The 14964-nt window shown below is 66.6% G+C and carries 15 protein-coding genes; 4 read left to right on the forward strand and 11 right to left on the reverse strand.

Annotation, left to right across the window (positions count from 1 at the left end):
- Window positions 1-377 precede the first annotated feature (377 nt).
- The 6 genes from EEB15_RS14900 to EEB15_RS14925 all read right to left on the reverse strand — a co-directional run bounded on the left by EEB15_RS14900 (window position 378) and on the right by EEB15_RS14925 (window position 6699).
- Entirely contained in the window at window positions 378-1445 is a 1068-nt protein-coding gene (locus EEB15_RS14900; RefSeq protein ID WP_199236539.1) for a calcium:proton antiporter, read from the reverse strand.
- A 177-nt stretch (window positions 1446-1622) separates the two neighbouring features.
- Window positions 1623-2162 (reverse strand): VOC family protein, encoded by a 540-nt coding sequence (locus EEB15_RS14905; protein ID WP_141510663.1) that lies wholly within the window; start codon window positions 2160-2162, stop codon window positions 1623-1625.
- 23 nt (window positions 2163-2185) lie between these two features.
- A complete protein-coding gene (locus tag EEB15_RS14910; RefSeq protein ID WP_141510664.1) occupies window positions 2186-3616 on the reverse strand; it encodes an aldehyde dehydrogenase family protein in 1431 nt (476 codons plus the stop codon).
- Entirely contained in the window at window positions 3613-5178 is a 1566-nt protein-coding gene (locus tag EEB15_RS14915; RefSeq protein ID WP_141510665.1) for a bifunctional 3-(3-hydroxy-phenyl)propionate/3-hydroxycinnamic acid hydroxylase, read from the reverse strand. Before EEB15_RS14915 ends, EEB15_RS14910 begins: the two co-directional genes overlap by 4 nt.
- A gap of 55 nt (window positions 5179-5233) precedes the next feature.
- Window positions 5234-5815: an amino acid synthesis family protein gene (locus EEB15_RS14920; RefSeq protein WP_141510666.1), complete on the reverse strand. Its 582-nt coding sequence runs from the start codon at window positions 5813-5815 to the stop codon at window positions 5234-5236.
- Window positions 5816-5838: 23 nt separating this feature from the next.
- The gene (locus tag EEB15_RS14925; protein WP_141510667.1) at window positions 5839-6699 is read right to left on the reverse strand and encodes a fumarylacetoacetate hydrolase family protein; all 861 of its coding nucleotides are present in this window, start codon (window positions 6697-6699) and stop codon (window positions 5839-5841) included.
- A gap of 95 nt (window positions 6700-6794) precedes the next feature.
- Between EEB15_RS14925 and EEB15_RS14930 the strand changes: the two genes are divergently transcribed.
- Window positions 6795-7373, forward strand: a complete 579-nt coding sequence (locus tag EEB15_RS14930) for an NADPH-dependent FMN reductase (RefSeq protein ID WP_141510668.1) — start codon at window positions 6795-6797, stop codon at window positions 7371-7373.
- Between the two features lie 372 nt (window positions 7374-7745).
- Here the strand turns inward: EEB15_RS14930 and EEB15_RS14935 are convergent, their stop codons facing one another.
- Window positions 7746-8915, reverse strand: a complete 1170-nt coding sequence (locus tag EEB15_RS14935; RefSeq protein WP_158290117.1) for an ABC transporter substrate-binding protein — start codon at window positions 8913-8915, stop codon at window positions 7746-7748.
- Window positions 8916-9138: 223 nt separating this feature from the next.
- Here EEB15_RS14935 and EEB15_RS14940 point away from each other — a divergent pair, with 223 nt between their 5' ends.
- The 3 genes from EEB15_RS14940 to EEB15_RS14950 all read left to right on the forward strand — a co-directional run bounded on the left by EEB15_RS14940 (window position 9139) and on the right by EEB15_RS14950 (window position 11564).
- Complete coding sequence (locus EEB15_RS14940) at window positions 9139-10251, forward strand: alcohol dehydrogenase catalytic domain-containing protein (protein WP_141510670.1); 1113 nt, start codon at window positions 9139-9141, stop codon at window positions 10249-10251.
- A gap of 18 nt (window positions 10252-10269) precedes the next feature.
- On the forward strand, window positions 10270-10812 hold the full coding sequence (locus EEB15_RS14945; protein WP_141510671.1) for a cupin domain-containing protein: 543 nt from the start codon (window positions 10270-10272) through the stop codon (window positions 10810-10812).
- 68 nt (window positions 10813-10880) lie between these two features.
- Window positions 10881-11564 carry a GntR family transcriptional regulator gene (locus tag EEB15_RS14950; protein WP_141510672.1) on the forward strand — a complete coding sequence of 228 codons (684 nt, stop codon included), beginning with the start codon at window positions 10881-10883 and terminating at the stop codon, window positions 11562-11564.
- Window positions 11565-11594: 30 nt separating this feature from the next.
- On the opposite strand, the gene EEB15_RS14955 is transcribed toward EEB15_RS14950, so the two are convergent.
- The 4 genes from EEB15_RS14955 to EEB15_RS14970 are packed head-to-tail and all read right to left on the reverse strand — an operon-like array spanning window position 11595 to window position 14947.
- Window positions 11595-12326 (reverse strand): ABC transporter ATP-binding protein, encoded by a 732-nt coding sequence (locus tag EEB15_RS14955; protein ID WP_141510673.1) that lies wholly within the window; start codon window positions 12324-12326, stop codon window positions 11595-11597.
- Between the two features lie 17 nt (window positions 12327-12343).
- Window positions 12344-13153: an ABC transporter ATP-binding protein gene (locus EEB15_RS14960; RefSeq protein ID WP_141510674.1), complete on the reverse strand. Its 810-nt coding sequence runs from the start codon at window positions 13151-13153 to the stop codon at window positions 12344-12346.
- Window positions 13146-14081 carry a branched-chain amino acid ABC transporter permease gene (locus tag EEB15_RS14965; RefSeq protein WP_141510675.1) on the reverse strand — a complete coding sequence of 312 codons (936 nt, stop codon included), beginning with the start codon at window positions 14079-14081 and terminating at the stop codon, window positions 13146-13148. The genes EEB15_RS14960 and EEB15_RS14965 overlap by 8 nt, the downstream gene beginning before the upstream one ends.
- Window positions 14078-14947 carry a branched-chain amino acid ABC transporter permease gene (locus EEB15_RS14970; protein ID WP_141510676.1) on the reverse strand — a complete coding sequence of 290 codons (870 nt, stop codon included), beginning with the start codon at window positions 14945-14947 and terminating at the stop codon, window positions 14078-14080. Before EEB15_RS14970 ends, EEB15_RS14965 begins: the two co-directional genes overlap by 4 nt.
- Between the last annotated feature and the right edge of the window lie 17 nt (window positions 14948-14964).

Consider the following 14964-nt stretch of genomic DNA (forward strand, 5'->3'; position numbering starts at 1 on the left):
TCCCGAACAGGACAGTGAAACGACTCAGCGCCGATGATAGTGCGGGTTCCCGTGTGAAAGTAGGACATCGTCAGGCTATTAAAACCGGCATACGCCCAGCAGAAATGCTGGGCGTTTTGCTTTGCGCCACCACTCTTCAACACCAGTAAAAAACCCGCCAGCAATGACGGGGCTTTCTCTTAAGCGATCAATCAACCACGCCTCTTGCGTGGCTGCGCAACTCGTGGCAAGGAACTCGGGTGACCACTGCGCCCGCGTGATGCACGCCGTGCGCCGCCGCACTCAGGCGGGCAGCTTGATCCGCCAGGGCAGCAGCGCTTCGTAGGCGTCGGCGGTCTTCTCGTGGCGGCCGCGATCAAGCACTGAATGCCCTCGAATCAGGGCACGACCGTGATGAACACGTAGACCGCGAAGATCACGAGGTGGACGACACCTTGCAGCACCGTCGTGCGGCCGGTGCTCAGCGACAGGGTCGCGACCATGAGCGACAGCACGAGCAGCACCGTGGACTTGGCGTCTATGCCCAGCAGCAGCGTCCATCCGGTCACCAGCGACACGATGGCCACGGCCGGGATCGTCAAGCCGATGCTCGCCAGGGCCGATCCCAGTGCGAGGTTCAGGCTGGTCTGCAACCGGTTGGCGCGCGCGGCGCGCACGGCGGCCAGGCTCTCGGGCAGCAGCACCACCAGCGCGATGATGATGCCCACCAGCGCTTGCGGCGCACCCGCTGCCGCGACGGCGTGCCCGATGGAAGGCGCGAGCGCCTTTCCCAAGAGCACGACGGCTGCCAACGAGACGGCGAGCAGCCCGCCGCTGGTGAATGCCGTGCGACGCGACGGCGGGTTCGCGTGGCTGTCGGGGCCGCCGGCGCCGCCGGCCGGAAGGAAGTAGTCGCGATGCCGCACGGTCTGCACCAGCAGGAAGGTGCCGTACAGAGCGAGCGAGACGAACGCGATGAAGCCCAACTGGCTGCCGCTGTACATCGGCCCCGGCGTGGTGAGCGTGTAGTTTGGCAGCACCAGCGTCAGGACGACGATGGCGGCCAGCGTGGCCAGCGAAGCGCTGACCCCCGTGAGCGTGAAGGTTTGCTCGCCGTGCCGTTGGCTTCCGAGCAGCAGGCACAGGCCGACCATGCCGTTGAGGATGATCATGACCGCGGCAAACACGGTATCGCGCGCCAGCGCCGCCGTTGCCGCGCCGCCTGAGACCATCAACGAGACGATCAGGCCCACTTCGATCGTGGTAACGGCTACCGCCAGCACCAGCGTCCCGAAGGGTTCGCCGACGCGATGCGCCACGACCTCCGCGTGATGCACGGCAGCGATGACGCTGGCAAGAAGCGCCAGCGTCATGGGTAGCGCATACCAGCCGCCGAGGCCGGCGAGCGTTCCCGCGAGGATGAGCCAGGCCGCCACGGGCGCGGCCAGTGTCCAATAGGGCAGCATGGCCGAGGTCGGTTGAATTTTCAAAGTTGCCTCGCGAATCAACGCTGACTGTACCTCCGCCGCCGGGGCCCGGCCCCGACGATCAGCGTGAAAGAGACTCGAGAGCCCTGGGCACGAAGTCGGCGTGCGGCGTCGGCATCTTTGCCGGGTGCAACGCGCGCTTCTTTCGGTGCCTGGTCAGCCCTGGGCTGCGAACTGCCGCGCCCACTCCTCGCGAGGCAGGAAGGTCGGGTCGGCGCGGCAGATCGCCTCCGTTTCTCGCCAGATCTGCTCGTCCGCCAGTTCCAGGTCCAGCGGGTCACCATGCGGCTGGGTGACATACCAGGGCGTATCCAGATAGACCTCTACCGTATTGCCTTCCGGGTCCGAGAAGTAGATGGAGAGCGCATTGCCATGGTTGAGGCCTCGCATCTGCGAGGCGCCCAGCGCGAGCGCATCCTTGCGGACACCGCGCAGATCGTCGATGCGTTGCACGATGAACGAAAGCTGCATCACGGTGCTGAAGGTCGCTTCAGCGGGTCGGCCCGATGCGATCACCAGTTGGTGGTGCTGCTCGGGCCGGCCGCTCAGGAAGACCAGGGTGTTCTTGAACGTCTTGCCGACGCCGCGGTCGGTGACCTTGAGGCCGAAGACGGTGGTGTAGAAGGCCACCATGCGCTCCACATCGTGGACGAAGATTCCGAAGTGGGAGAGTTGGGGTGCTGCGCTCGTATTCATTTCGATTGCTCCTTGCTCGCGGCTCAGGCCGCCGTGTAGGCTGTCTTGACTGTGGTGAAGAACTCGGCCGCGTAGCGGCCCTGTTCGCGCGGCCCGTAGCTCGATGCCTTGCGGCCGCCGAATGGCACGTGGAAGTCCACACCGGCTGTCGGCACATTGACCATCACCATGCCCGCCTGGGCGTGCCGCTTGAAATGGCTGGCGTGCTTCAACGACGTCGTGCAGATGCCGGCGGTCAGCCCGAACGGCGTGTCGTTGGCTAGCGCGATCGCGTGCTCGTGGCTGTCGGCGGACAGCACACAGGCCACCGGGCCGAAGATCTCCTCACGCGAAATGCGCATTTCAGGTGTGGCGTCGATGAAGAGCGCGGGCTCAAGATAAAAGCCATCGGTGGCCCGCTTCATGCGCTGCCCGCCGCACAGGAGGCGGGCGCCTTCCTGCCGTCCCAGCGCGATGTATTCCAGGTCGATGTCCAGTTGCGCGTGGCTTGCGACCGGCCCGATCTGCGTGTCGGGCTGGCGCGCGTCGCCAACCTTCAGCGCTTCCACGCGCTCGCGCATGGCGCGCACAAACTCGCCGAGGATGCCCTTTTGCACGATCAGGCGGCTCGAAGCGGTGCAGCGCTGCCCGGTCGAGTAGAACGATCCTTGCACCGCGCATTCGACCGCGATCCCCAGGTCGGCATCGTCCAGCACCACCAGCGGGTTCTTGCCGCCCATCTCGAGCTGAAGCTTGGCGCGCCGCGGTGCTGCGGCACTGATGACGCGCGCGCCCGTCTCGGCCGAATCGGTGAAGCTGAGCGCATCGACACGTGCATCCGCGATCACTGCTTGGCCCACGCGGCTGCCCGGCCCCATCACCAGGTTGAAAACGCCGGGCGGCAGGCCCGCCCGGCTGAGAATTTCTGCCAGCGCCCAGGCCGAGCCCGGCACCAGGTCGGCCGGCTTGAACACCACGCAATTGCCATACGCCAGCGCCGGTGCGATCTTCCATGCGGGAATAGCGATCGGAAAATTCCAGGGTGTGATGATCCCCACGACGCCGATGGGCTCACGCGTGACCTCGATGTCGATGCCGGGCCGCACCGAGGCCAGCCGGTCGCCGGAAAGCCGCAACACCTCGCCGGCGAAGAAGCGGAAGATCTGGCCGGCCCGTGCGACCTCGGCCGTCGCCTCTGCCAAAGTCTTGCCTTCCTCACGCGCCAGCAGGTCTCCCAGCTCGGTCCGCCGAGCCAGCAGTTCGGCCGCGACTCTTTCCAGCACATCGGCGCGCAGTTGAATGCCCGACGTGGACCAGGCAGGAAAGGCCGCGACAGCTGCTTCTATGGCCGCTTGCGCTTGTGCCTCGTCGGCCTGCGCGTACTCGCCGATCACGTCCGACAGATCGCTGGGGTTGACGTTGGCGAGTGCGCCGGCACCGGCTACCCATTCGCCGGCAATGTAGTTTCGTTTCATGGGCGTTGAAGCCGGTCGCGGAACTGTTCGAGCAAGGCCACCGCGTCGGTCGAGGAGTCTGCCGTGCCGTACACGTAGTGGTCGGGCCGAGCGACCGCAATGCGCTGGCCCAGCCCCTTCAGCCACGCGGCCATGAGGCCTTCGTCTTCGACGGCGTTCACGAGCGGGCCGTCGCCTGCTTCGGGAGCGCCCAGTTGCACCAGCACACCGCCCAGCGGCATCAGTGCTTCCAGCAGTGCAGCTTTGTCGGCGGGCGCCAGCGGTTCGACGGCAACGACGCGGAGAGTTGGGCCGGTGAGGTCGTCCAGCCGGCCGGCGAATCCCGACGCGTGAACGAAGGGTTGGGGCAGGATGGTGCCCGCACCCGGCGTGGCGGAGGCGATGAGGCCGTCGCCCAGGCCGGGGATCAGGTTCTGGCGAATCGTGGTCTTCACCACGCCGTCCTGTTCCGCCAGCAACCGGGCGTCGCGCTCCGCCGCGCGGGCAGGGTCGCGCTCGCAGATCACGCGGCCCAGTGCCATGGCCGCGAGCGTGGTGGCGGTCACGTGGGGCCGGCGCTCCTGCTGGTAAGTGTTCAGCAAAGCGTCGGGCGCGCCTTGCTTGATCACGCGCTCCAGCTTCCAGGCCAGGTTCAGTGCGTCACGCATGCCTTGCACCATGCCTTGCGCCATGAAGGGCGGCGTCATGTGCACCGAGTCGCCGGCCAGCAGGATGCGCCGCTGCCGCCATTCCTTCGCGACCAGCCCGTGGAAGCGGTAAGCGGCAGCACGCCAGAGCCGGCCTTCACCCGGCTTCAGCCAGCGCTGCAGCAGCGGCCACAGCTCCTCTTCCGGGAATTCCGCGGACAGACTCTCACCCGGGTTGAGCATGATTTCCCAGCGGCGATGATTGCCCACGCCGACGACGTAAGTGCAGGGCCGTTCGGGCTCGCAGTACTGCACCTGGGTCTGCGGCAACTCCGCCAGCTTGTCGTCGTTGACGATGGCATCGACGACCAGCCAGGGCTCGTCGAAGCCCAGGTCGTCGAGCGCGATGCCCAGCTGCTTGCGCACCGGGCTCGAACCGCCGTCGCAACCGATCAGGTACCGGCCGTGGCAACGCGTTGTAGCAGTCTCACCGGCCAAGCGCACATCTGCCCAGGCGCCAGCTTCGTCCTGGCCCACGGCGACAACTTCCGCGCTGCATTCGACGCGCACCGACGGCAACTCGGCCAGGCGCGCGCGCAGCGCACGCTCGAACGCCGGTTGCTCGAAGACGAAATTGGGCGCCCACCCCAGGCGAAACGGCGGCGGGGCGGAGTCCAGCCGCTTGATGAGTTGCCCTTGCGTGCCGCGGTATTCGCTGGCCCGGTAAGGGGCGACGTGGGAGGCGACGCGGTCCGCGATTCTCAGTTCCTGGGCGATCCGCATCACCTCATGGTCCAGGCCCGCGGCCCGGGGCAGGGGGAAGAGGTCGGACAGGCGGTCGAACACGGCGACGCTGAGGCCGCGCTGGCCCAGCAACCCGGCGAGCGTGGCGCCCGTGGGGCCGAGGCCCGTGATGATCACGTCGACTTGGTTCATGGCGGTTTCAGTATCCATTTTCTTGCAATCAGTGAAGCACGAAGAGTCCGTGTTCTCAGCGCTGGCCGTCGTGTACCGACACTTGTTCCTTGGCGAGACCGCCCAGGCGCGAGTGGATGCGCCCGCCGTCGGCCATGACCAGTGCGAACAGGATTTCGTCGGGCCGCGGTGCATCCTGGATGCCGACTTCGAAGCTGTTGAAGTGGCTGCGCACATAAGCGGCGTGGATGTAGTGCAAGGGCACCATCAGCCGGTAGCCCGCGTTGGCCACGCACTTCGCGGCCGGCACGATGGCCTTGGGTTCGCCCAGTGCCTGGCGCATGGCCCAGCCTCCGGCTTCGTGCCACACGGCCCCGTGCTCGAGCTCCCCGTTGACGCCGACGATCGCCGCCTTGCTGTAGGCCTCTACCTGGTCCTTGCCGCCGAGGGCCGCGACGAGTTCCTCGGCGAGCGACGTGCCCAGCGCGCGAAGTTCCGCCATGAAGGGCAGCAGGTCCGGCTCATAGCGTCCGGCGTACGGGTTGCGGATGACGGCGCTCGCCGCGGCCAGACGCAGCGGCCGGGCCGGCGGCGGGCCGCCTTCGTGGAAGACGGTTTCCACCGTGAGGTTGCGCTTGCGGATGGCGATCGGTGACATGAGGTTTCCTTGGCCCGGACCGATCAGGCCTGCGCGACGACGGGGTTGCGCAACACGCCGATGCCTTCGAGTTCCACCTCGACCACGTCGCCGGGCTTCATGAACTTCGGCGGCTTCTTGCTCCAGCCCACACCGGCCGGCGTGCCGGTGACGATGACGTCGCCCGGCACCAGCGTGAAGATGGTGGAGGCATAGTTGATCAGGCACGGGATGGAGAAGATCAGGTGACTGGTGTCGCTGTTCTGCACCACTTCCCCGTTCAGCCGCGTCTGCAGCTTCAGCACGCGGCCCGGTTCGATCTCGTCGGCGGTCACCATCCAGGGACCGAAGGCACCCGTGCCTTCGAAGTTCTTGCCGGAGGCGATCTGCTTGGCGTGGAACTGCCATTCGCGGACGCTGACGTCGTTGTAGCAGCTATAGCCGGCGACGTGCTTCCAGGCATCGGCTTCCGGGATGTCGCGACCGGGCTTGCCGATGATGACGGCGAGTTCGCCTTCCCAGTCCAGCGATTCGGAGACCCGCGGGCGCACGACTGGCTCGCCATGCGCCACTTGCGAGCGCCACACGCGCAGGAAGATCGGCGGGAACTCGGACAGCTCGCGGTGCATACCGGCAGCCAGCACCTCCTGATGGTGGTCCATGTAGTTGCGCACGGCGCAGATGATCTTCTCGGAACGCGGGATGGGCGGCAGCAGTTCCACGTCCGCCAGCAGAGGCCCCGGCGCGGCGCCGGCCACGACCGCGTTGCGCTCACCGAATGACGGGCTGGCAATGAAGTCCGCCAGGGTGGCGCAGCCCGTGGCCGCCGCCAGGTCGAGCACGCGGTCGCCGGCAACGGCGCCCCAGGACTCGCGCCCTTTGTATTTGAAAGAAATCAGCTTCATGTATCTGCTCCAGGTTGGGTGACAAGTCGAGGTGTTGGGATTATTATGCATAAAAAAGAGATTGCGCACAAATACAAATTTGCGGAGAAATGAGAATGACTGATCCTGGACAACTCGAGGTGGCGGGGCTGTGCGGCAGCCTTCGCGCCGCTTCCTACAACCGGTCCGCCCTGCAGGCCGCAGGGCAGCTCATGCCGGCGGGAATGAATCTGCGCGTCGCCTCGTTCGTGGAGATTCCCATCTACTGCGCGGACGAGCAGGAACGAGCCTGGCCGAGCGCAGTCCTGGCGCTGGGCGACGCCATCGCGCAAGCCGATGCGGTGCTCATCTGCAGTCCCGAATACAACTTCAGCGTGCCGGGCGGCCTGAAGAACGCGCTGGACTGGCTCTCCCGCCTGCCGAGGCAACCGTTCAAGGGAAAACCGGTGGCCATCATGGGCGCAGCCACAGGGCCGGTGGGCACGGCGCGCATGCAATACGACCTGCGGCGCATCCTGCAATTCCTGGATGCCCAGGTGCTCCTGAAGCCCGAGATCTTCATCGGCAACGCCAAGGCCAAGTTCGATGACGAGGGCAAACTGGTCGATGAGACGACCCTCAAGTTCATCGGAGACCAGATGACGGCGCTCGAGCGATTGATCCGGCGCGAGCAGGCCGTCAACGGGGCCGGGTAGTGTGCGCGTCGCGTCGAAGCGCTGCACAGCGACCGTGTGCGCAGCCATGGACGCCGGGTGGCCGATGCAGCGAATGTCCCCCGTCGGCCTGCGGCCTCCCTCCTCCTTTATTTCGCCGCATCGGCCACCCGGCATCCATGGGAGACCAAGTTGGCGCGCGACGGCCTAATACCAACAACCTTCCCGGATCGGGGTGGTGGGGCGCTCTGCGCAGCGAAATAAAGGAGGAGGGAGCGGCTTGCCGCGACGGGGGACATTCGCAGCGCAGAGTGCCCCGCCGCTCCGATCCCGCCCCGCCATGGATGCCGGATCGAGACCGGCATGACAACCGAGTAACCGTTCGGTGTGCGGGGGCACTTGGGGGACCGGACGCTAGTACACGACGCCGCCCTTGGCGTTCAGCATCACGATGTCGACGAAGGCCGAACCGGTGCGATCGTTGGGGCCGTACTTCACCAGGACACCGCCAAAGTCATGGCCGGTCATCGACTCGAGCGCGCTCACCAGCCGCTCCCTGCTGAGATTGCGTCCGGCGCGGCGCAGCCCTTCCACCATGACGAGGGCTTCCAGGTACCCCTCCAGCCCATGGTACGAAGGTGTGGCCTGACCGTCATGGGCCGCGAGGGCGGCGTGATACGCCTTGACCAGCGGTACCGTGGTTCGCGTGGGGACCGGCACCGGTTGCGACAAGCCGACACCGACGGCCATCGGCCCGAGCGATTCGACCAGGTCTTCGATGCGAATGGCGGAAAAGCCGATGACCTGCGCGGCCCCTCCCATCTTCCGGTAATGCGACAGCACTGCCGAAAAGGGCTTAGGCAGGACGGACACCAGCAGTGCCTGGGCGCCGCTGGCCCGCAGCCTGTCGGCGACGGCTCGCGCATCGTCACTCGCCGAAAACGCGATTGTTTCCACCGGCTTCAGCCCGGCCGATTGCAGCGACGCCGCAAAAGCATTCGCCCCGGCCGGACCGTAGGCCTCCTTGCTGGAGACGATGGCAAAGCGTTCGACCGCCAGCGTGCGCTGGTGCTTGATCGCATGGGCGGTTTCGGCCACGGACGCGGCGCGCACCGGGAACACATGGCGCTTGAACGGGTGGCGCGCTTCGTTCGACAGACTGCCCGCGCCGATCAGCGGCACACCGGCCTCTTCGGTCCTGGCCATCACCACCGGCAAGGTCGGCGTGCCGAAGGCACCCAGCATCGCGAACACACCTTCCTGGTCCAGCAATTCCTTGACAGCGATCGATGCTTTCTCGGCCTGGTAGCCATCATCCCGATCGATGATCTTCACCCGCCGGCCGTGCACGCCGCCGGCTGCGTTCAGCTTCGCGATGCAGGCGTCGGCGCCGGTGCGCCGCTGCCGGGCCATCTCGCTGAAGGGCGAACTGGCGGGCGTGGTGCGGCCGATCAGGACTTCCCGGTCGGAGGGGGCGCCCTGCGCGGGCGGTTGCGCCAGCACCGCGGCGGGCATCGCGACGCTTGCCGCGCCCAATGAAATGATCAGGTCGCGCCGGGAGATAGCCATGGGGGATATAGCCATGTGGGAGATCGCCATGTTTCACCTCGTCTTGGATGGTGGGAACCACGTCATGCCGGAGCCTGAAGCTCCAGGCGGATAGCACACGGCCGCCAATCAGCATTTGTGCATAAAAGACAGTTTGTGCGCAAGAAATGATTTTGCGCATCGGGTTTACACTGATGGCGGTGATACGTTCCCTGCCTAAACTGTGCATAAATATCTTTCTATGCACAAAGGAGCTACGATGACCTCGATGATGAAAGCGGCCCGCCTGCACAAGGTCGGCGACACCATGAAGATTGAGCAAGTGCCGGTCCCGACGCCGGGGTCGCACGACGTGCTGGTGCGCGTGCGCGCCTGCGGCATCGTGCCCAACCTGGGCAACATCCTGGCGAACTGGACCACCTGGTTCCCCGAGCTGCCGCTGCCGCCGCTGCCGGCGATCTTCGGCCTGGACCCGGCCGGCGAGATCGTGGCGGTGGGCTCGCATGTGCACACGTGGAAGCCGGGCGACCGCGTCTACGTCAACCCCGGCTTGTACTGCGGCGGCTGCCGCGCCTGCCGCAAGGGCGACCTGATCAACTGCACTCACTACGCCTTCCGCGGCTACTTCGGCTTCTCGCAGAACTCGCTCAAGCTGTACGAGAACTACCCCGGCGGCGGCCTGGCCGAGTACATGACCGCGCCCCAGTACGCGCTGGTGAAATTGCCCGACAACGTGACGTACGAGCAGGCGGCGCGCTTCGGCTATCTTGGCACGATGTACTCGGCCATGCGCAAGACGAACCTGGGCCCGGGCAAGAGCATGCTGGTCAACGGCATCAGCGGCACGCTGGGCATCGGCGGCGCGCTGTTCGGCCTGGCCATGGGCGTCACGAAGATCCTGGGCACCGGGCGCGACAAGGGTCTTCTGGAAAAGGTCAAGGCACTGGCGCCGGACCGCATCGAGGTGTTCTCGGTCACCGACAACGAGCCGATCGACACCTGGGCGAAGAGCAGGACCAACGGCCTGGGCGTGGACGTGTTCATCGACGCGACCGGCCCCGGGGCCAAGCACGAGACGATGCAGCAGGGCGTGCGCGCACTGGGGCGCGGCGGCCGGGCCGTCAACATCGGAGCGATCATGGGCATGGTGGGCATGGACCTGCACACCATGATGGACGACCAGCAGAGCATCGAAGGCTCGGCCTGGTTCACCGCCGCCGAGGGCCAGGACATGGCGGACATGGCGGAAGCGGGCACGCTGGACCTGTCCGTCCTGGAGCATGTGTGCAGCCCGCTGGACAATGTCAATGAGGCCATCTCGGGCATCGCCCAGCGCAACGGCGGCTTCAGCAATTTCGTCATCCAACCCTGAACCGAGAAGGAAACCACCATGAAAGTCAGACGCGTGGTCGTGAACAACGGCGCCGGCGGCAAGAGCCAGGTGCAATCGGACGGCGCCGCCCCGCGCGCCGTGGAATACCGCAGCGTTCCCGGCTTCGCCTCGGCGCTGCTGTGGTCCACCCCGGCGGCGCCGGCGGTGGGCGCCGCGGTGCCGGCGGTCGACGCCACCCCGGAGGTGAACTTCGTCCCCGGCCCGGGGGAAACCCGGCTGATGACGGTGACCTTTCCTCCCGACTCGGTGATGATGCGCGCCGACTTCGATCCGGCGGCGTTCGGTGCCGAGTTCGGGCAGAACGCACCCGGCCTGGCGGAGCGGTTCGAGATGGAAGCGCCCGGCATGCACACCACCGACAGCATCGACTACGACGTCGTGCTGGACGGCGAGATCACGCTGGAACTGGACGGCGGCAAGGAAGTCGTGCTGCGGCGCCACGACATTTGCGTGCAGCATGGCACTCGGCACGCCTGGCGCAACAAGACCGACAAGCCGGCCACGATGCTGTTCGTCCTGATTGGCGCGGCACGGCGCTGACCGCCCCGGCGCGGGCGCGGCGGCGATTCTGTGCATAAAATATGAAAACGCAGAGAAAGCAGTCATCCATGGCCGACAGTCCGCCACTCGTCGAACAGGCATTCAGCCGTTTGCGCAAAGATGTCCTGACAGGAACGCTTGCCGCCGGAACGAAGCTGAAAGTGGAAGAACTCCAGGAAGCCTATGGTTTTTCCAGCAGCCCGCTGCGCGAGGCGCTCAGCCGCCTGGCGCAGGAGGGCTTGGTACGCGCGGACGAGCGCCGCGGTTTCCGGGTCGCGTCGATTACCGCGGAGGACCTCGCGGACATCACGCGCATGCGCCTGATGCTGGACGTGCAGGCGCTTGCGGAATCCATGCAGCACGGCCACGACCATTGGGAGGCGGCCATCGTCTCGGCCTATTACCGGCTGGAGAAGGTTGAATCGCGGCTGGGCGAAGGACCGCTGATCCTGGACGAGGAATGGAGCGCGCTCCATCGCGAGTTCCATGCATCCCTGCTGGCCGCATGCCCGTCGGAGCGCCAGCGCAATTGGAGCCTCAGTCTGTTCGACCAGGCCGAGCGTTACCGCCGCTACTCCGCCCGCTACCGCAAGACTTCGCGGCGCAAGTCGAACGAACACAAGAAGATCATGGAGGCCACGCTCAAGCGCGACGCCAAGATCGCGTGCGCGTTGCTCGCAGAGCATATCCAGGGCACCCAGCGCAGTGTTGAAACGGTGCTCAAGTCGATCGGCCAGAGCCCACAAGCCTGATCAGGGGAGCCGATTCACCGGCTCCCAATCTCACGCGGCGATCGCTGCCGGTGCGGCGTGAACACCCAGGTAAGCGGCGCGCAGGTGTTCAGATTCCAGCACCTCCCGTGCCGAGCCCTGCATCACCACGCGGCCCCGCTCCATGACGTAGGCCCGGTCGCCCACGGCCAGGGCTTTGCCGACGTTCTGTTCGACCAACAGCACGGTGACGCCCTCGTCGCAGACGCGGCGCACGATGGCCAGCAACTCGTCGACCATCTTGGGCGCCAGGCCCAGCGATGTCTCGTCGAGCATCAGCAACTGGGGCTGACCCATCAGCGCGCGTCCCACGGCCAGCATCTGCTGCTCGCCGCCTGACATCGTGCCGGCCAGTTGGCGTCTGCGCGCGCGCAGCTTGGGGAAGAGATCGAACACGTTTTCCATTCGTTCGCCGCGTTCGGCGGCCGGACGCAGGTAAGCGCCGAGTTCGAGGTTGTCTTCCACTGTCATTTGCGCGAACAACAGACGCCCTTCGGGCACGTGGGCGAGACCGGCTTTGACGATGCCCGCGGGCGAGGCCGGTAGTGGCGCGCCGCAATAGCGCACTTCGCCTTCGTGCGGCATCAAGCCCGAAAGCGTCTTGAGCAACGTCGACTTGCCGGCGCCGTTGGGACCGACCACGACCGTGAGCTGGCCCGCGGGCACATCCAGATCGATGCCGTGCAGGACGTGAACACCGCCATAGCCGGCGCGAAGTTTTCGGATGGTGAGGTTTGCTGTCATGTCAGTTGGTTTTCAGATCAAGCCACTTCCTGGCCCAGGTACGCTTCGATCACGGCCGGGTCGCGCGCCACTTCGGCGGGCGTGCCGTCGGCCATCTTGCGGCCCTGGTGCAGCACGACCACGCGCTCAACGCAGTCCATCAAGACGCGCACCGCGTGTTCGATCCAGATCACGGCCAGGCCCAGGTCATCGCGCAATCGCCTGATCAGCTGCGCCGTCGATTCGATCTCGGCCTCGGTCAGGCCCGCGGCCACTTCGTCCAGCAGCAGTGCGCGGGGACGTGCACCGAGCGCCATGCCGATCTCCAGCAGACGCTGGCGCGAGGGCGTCAGCGCCCCCGCCGGCGTCTCGGCGAACGAGCCCAGGCCCAGGAAGGCGAGGATGGAGCGCGCGTCGTCGAAGGCGTCATGCGCGTGGGGCCGCCCTCGTCCGGCATGGTCCAGGCCGAACTGCACGTTCTCGCGCGCGCTCATCTCGCGGAACACGCGCGGCGTCTGGAAGGTGCGAGCCACGCCATGCATGGCGAACCGGTGGGCGGGTGCGCCCGTGAGGTCGTCTCCCGAGACGAGCAGTTGCCCTTCAGTGGGCGCCAGCACGCCCGAGAGTGTGTGAAAGAAGGTTGTCTTGCCGGCCCCGTTGGGCCCGATCACGCCGACCAGTTCGCGCTCGCGCACGTCGAGCGAAACGGCATCGACAGCGGTGAGGCCGCCGAAGCGCACGCTGACATCGCGCGCGGACAGCACGACGCGAGGGTCGGCAGAGGGAGCTGCGGGGCCGCCTGCCGCGGAGGTCGCCGCGGACGGCGCAGCGATAAGGATCTCAGACATGGACGGGCTCCTCGGCTTTCGCGCTTCGCGCCTTGCGACGCTCCCACAGCTGCGCCAGGCCGCCGGGCAGGTACAGCACCAGCAGGATCAGGATGAAGCCCAGCATGATGAGAAAGGCGTAGGGGAACTTCAGGCGCAGGAACTCCGTGAGCAGGCTGAAGATGAACGACGAGGCCAGCACGCCCACGATCGAGTGCGCGCCGCCCACCATGGCGATCAGCACTGTCTGGAAGCCGATGAAGGGGTTGAACACGGTCGAGGGGTCCAGGTAGGTCCAGCGCACGGCGATGGCCGCGCCCAGCGCACCGGCGAAGAACGCAGAGAGCGAATAGCCGGCGATCTTGATGCGGCGGGTGTTGGCGCCGAGCGTCTGGGCTCGCTGCTCGTCGGCGCCGATGGCGGAGAGCGCGCGGCCGAAACGGCTGCCGCGAACGACGAGCGCCACGGCCACGGTGACCAAGGCGACCACCAGTACGGTGAGGTACACGATCTCGGAATCCGGCACCTGGGTCAGCACGCGGCCGGCCTTCTTGAAGTAGCTCTTCTCGAAGGCGGTGATGCCATGGCGCACCAACTCACCCAGGCCAAAGGTGATGACGGCGAAATAGGCGCCTCGCAAATGCAACACGGCCGCGCCCACCAGCGCCGCGAACGCGGCGGCGAACACGCCTCCCAGCAGCACGACCACGGGGTAGGGCAAGCTGCCGATCCCCCACGCGGTTGCGTAGGCGCCGATGCCGAAGAAGGCGGAGGTGGCCAGCGAGAGATAGCGCGTGGGCCCGCAGAACAGGGCCCAGCTGGTGGTCAGGCCTGCGTACATCAGGCAGGTCAGCGCGAGCGACAGGTAGAAGTCGGGCAGCAGCCAGGGGGCCGGTGCCAGCAGCACGCCGGCCGCGGCCAGCGCAAGAAAGGGGCGGCGGGTATTCATCGCGCGAACAGGCCTTGTGGGCGTGCCAGGAGGACCGTGATGAACACGGCGTAGGAGAGCAGCATCTTGATGGAGGGACTGAAGAAGTACATGCCGAGCGCCTCGACCAGGCCCAGCAGCAGGCCGCCGACCAGGCAGCCCATGGCGCTACCGAGCCCGCCGAGGGTGATCACGATGAGGGCCGTCACGGTGTAGGGCTCGCCCATCGAGGGGCTGAGCTCGTACACCATGGAGATCAGGGAGCCGGCGACGCCGGCCAGGGCGAGGCCGGCGCCGAACACCACCGGGTGCAGCACCCGCGTGTCGATGCCGACCAGTTGCGCGCCCACTGGTGACTGCATCATGGCGCGCACGGACTTGCCCAGCAACGTGTAGCGCAACACCCCCAGCAACGCCAGGCTGGCGGCGATGGCGAAGCCGAACACCAGCAGGCGGTTGGCCCCGAAGCGCGCGCCGGCCACCTGCACCGAATCCGACAGGAAGGAGTAGCCGCGCAGGTCCGCGCCCCAGATCAGCAGGGCGGCGTTCTGCACCAGGAACATCAGGCCGAAGCCGATGAGCAGGCTGCGCGATTCGATGATCTCCACACTGGGGGCTTCGCGCACCACGCGGCGGAAGCAGAGCGCGTAGATGCCCAGGCCGCCGAGAAAGAGCGCGGCGGCCACCAGCGGCAGCGTGGCCAGCGGGTTAAGCCCCAGCATGGTGTGGCCGAGCCAGGTGAGATAGGCGCCGACCATCAGGAACTCGCCGTGCGAGATGTTCATGATGCGCATCAGCCCGTACTGCAGGTTCAGGCCCATCGCCACCACGGCATAGATGCCGCCGACGATGAGGCCCCCCGCGATCAGCTCGATGATGTGAGTCATGTGGGGTCCGCTCAGGC

The organism is Ramlibacter sp. WS9 (genome assembly GCF_003797765.1).
Lineage (GTDB): Bacteria > Pseudomonadota > Gammaproteobacteria > Burkholderiales > Burkholderiaceae_C > Ramlibacter.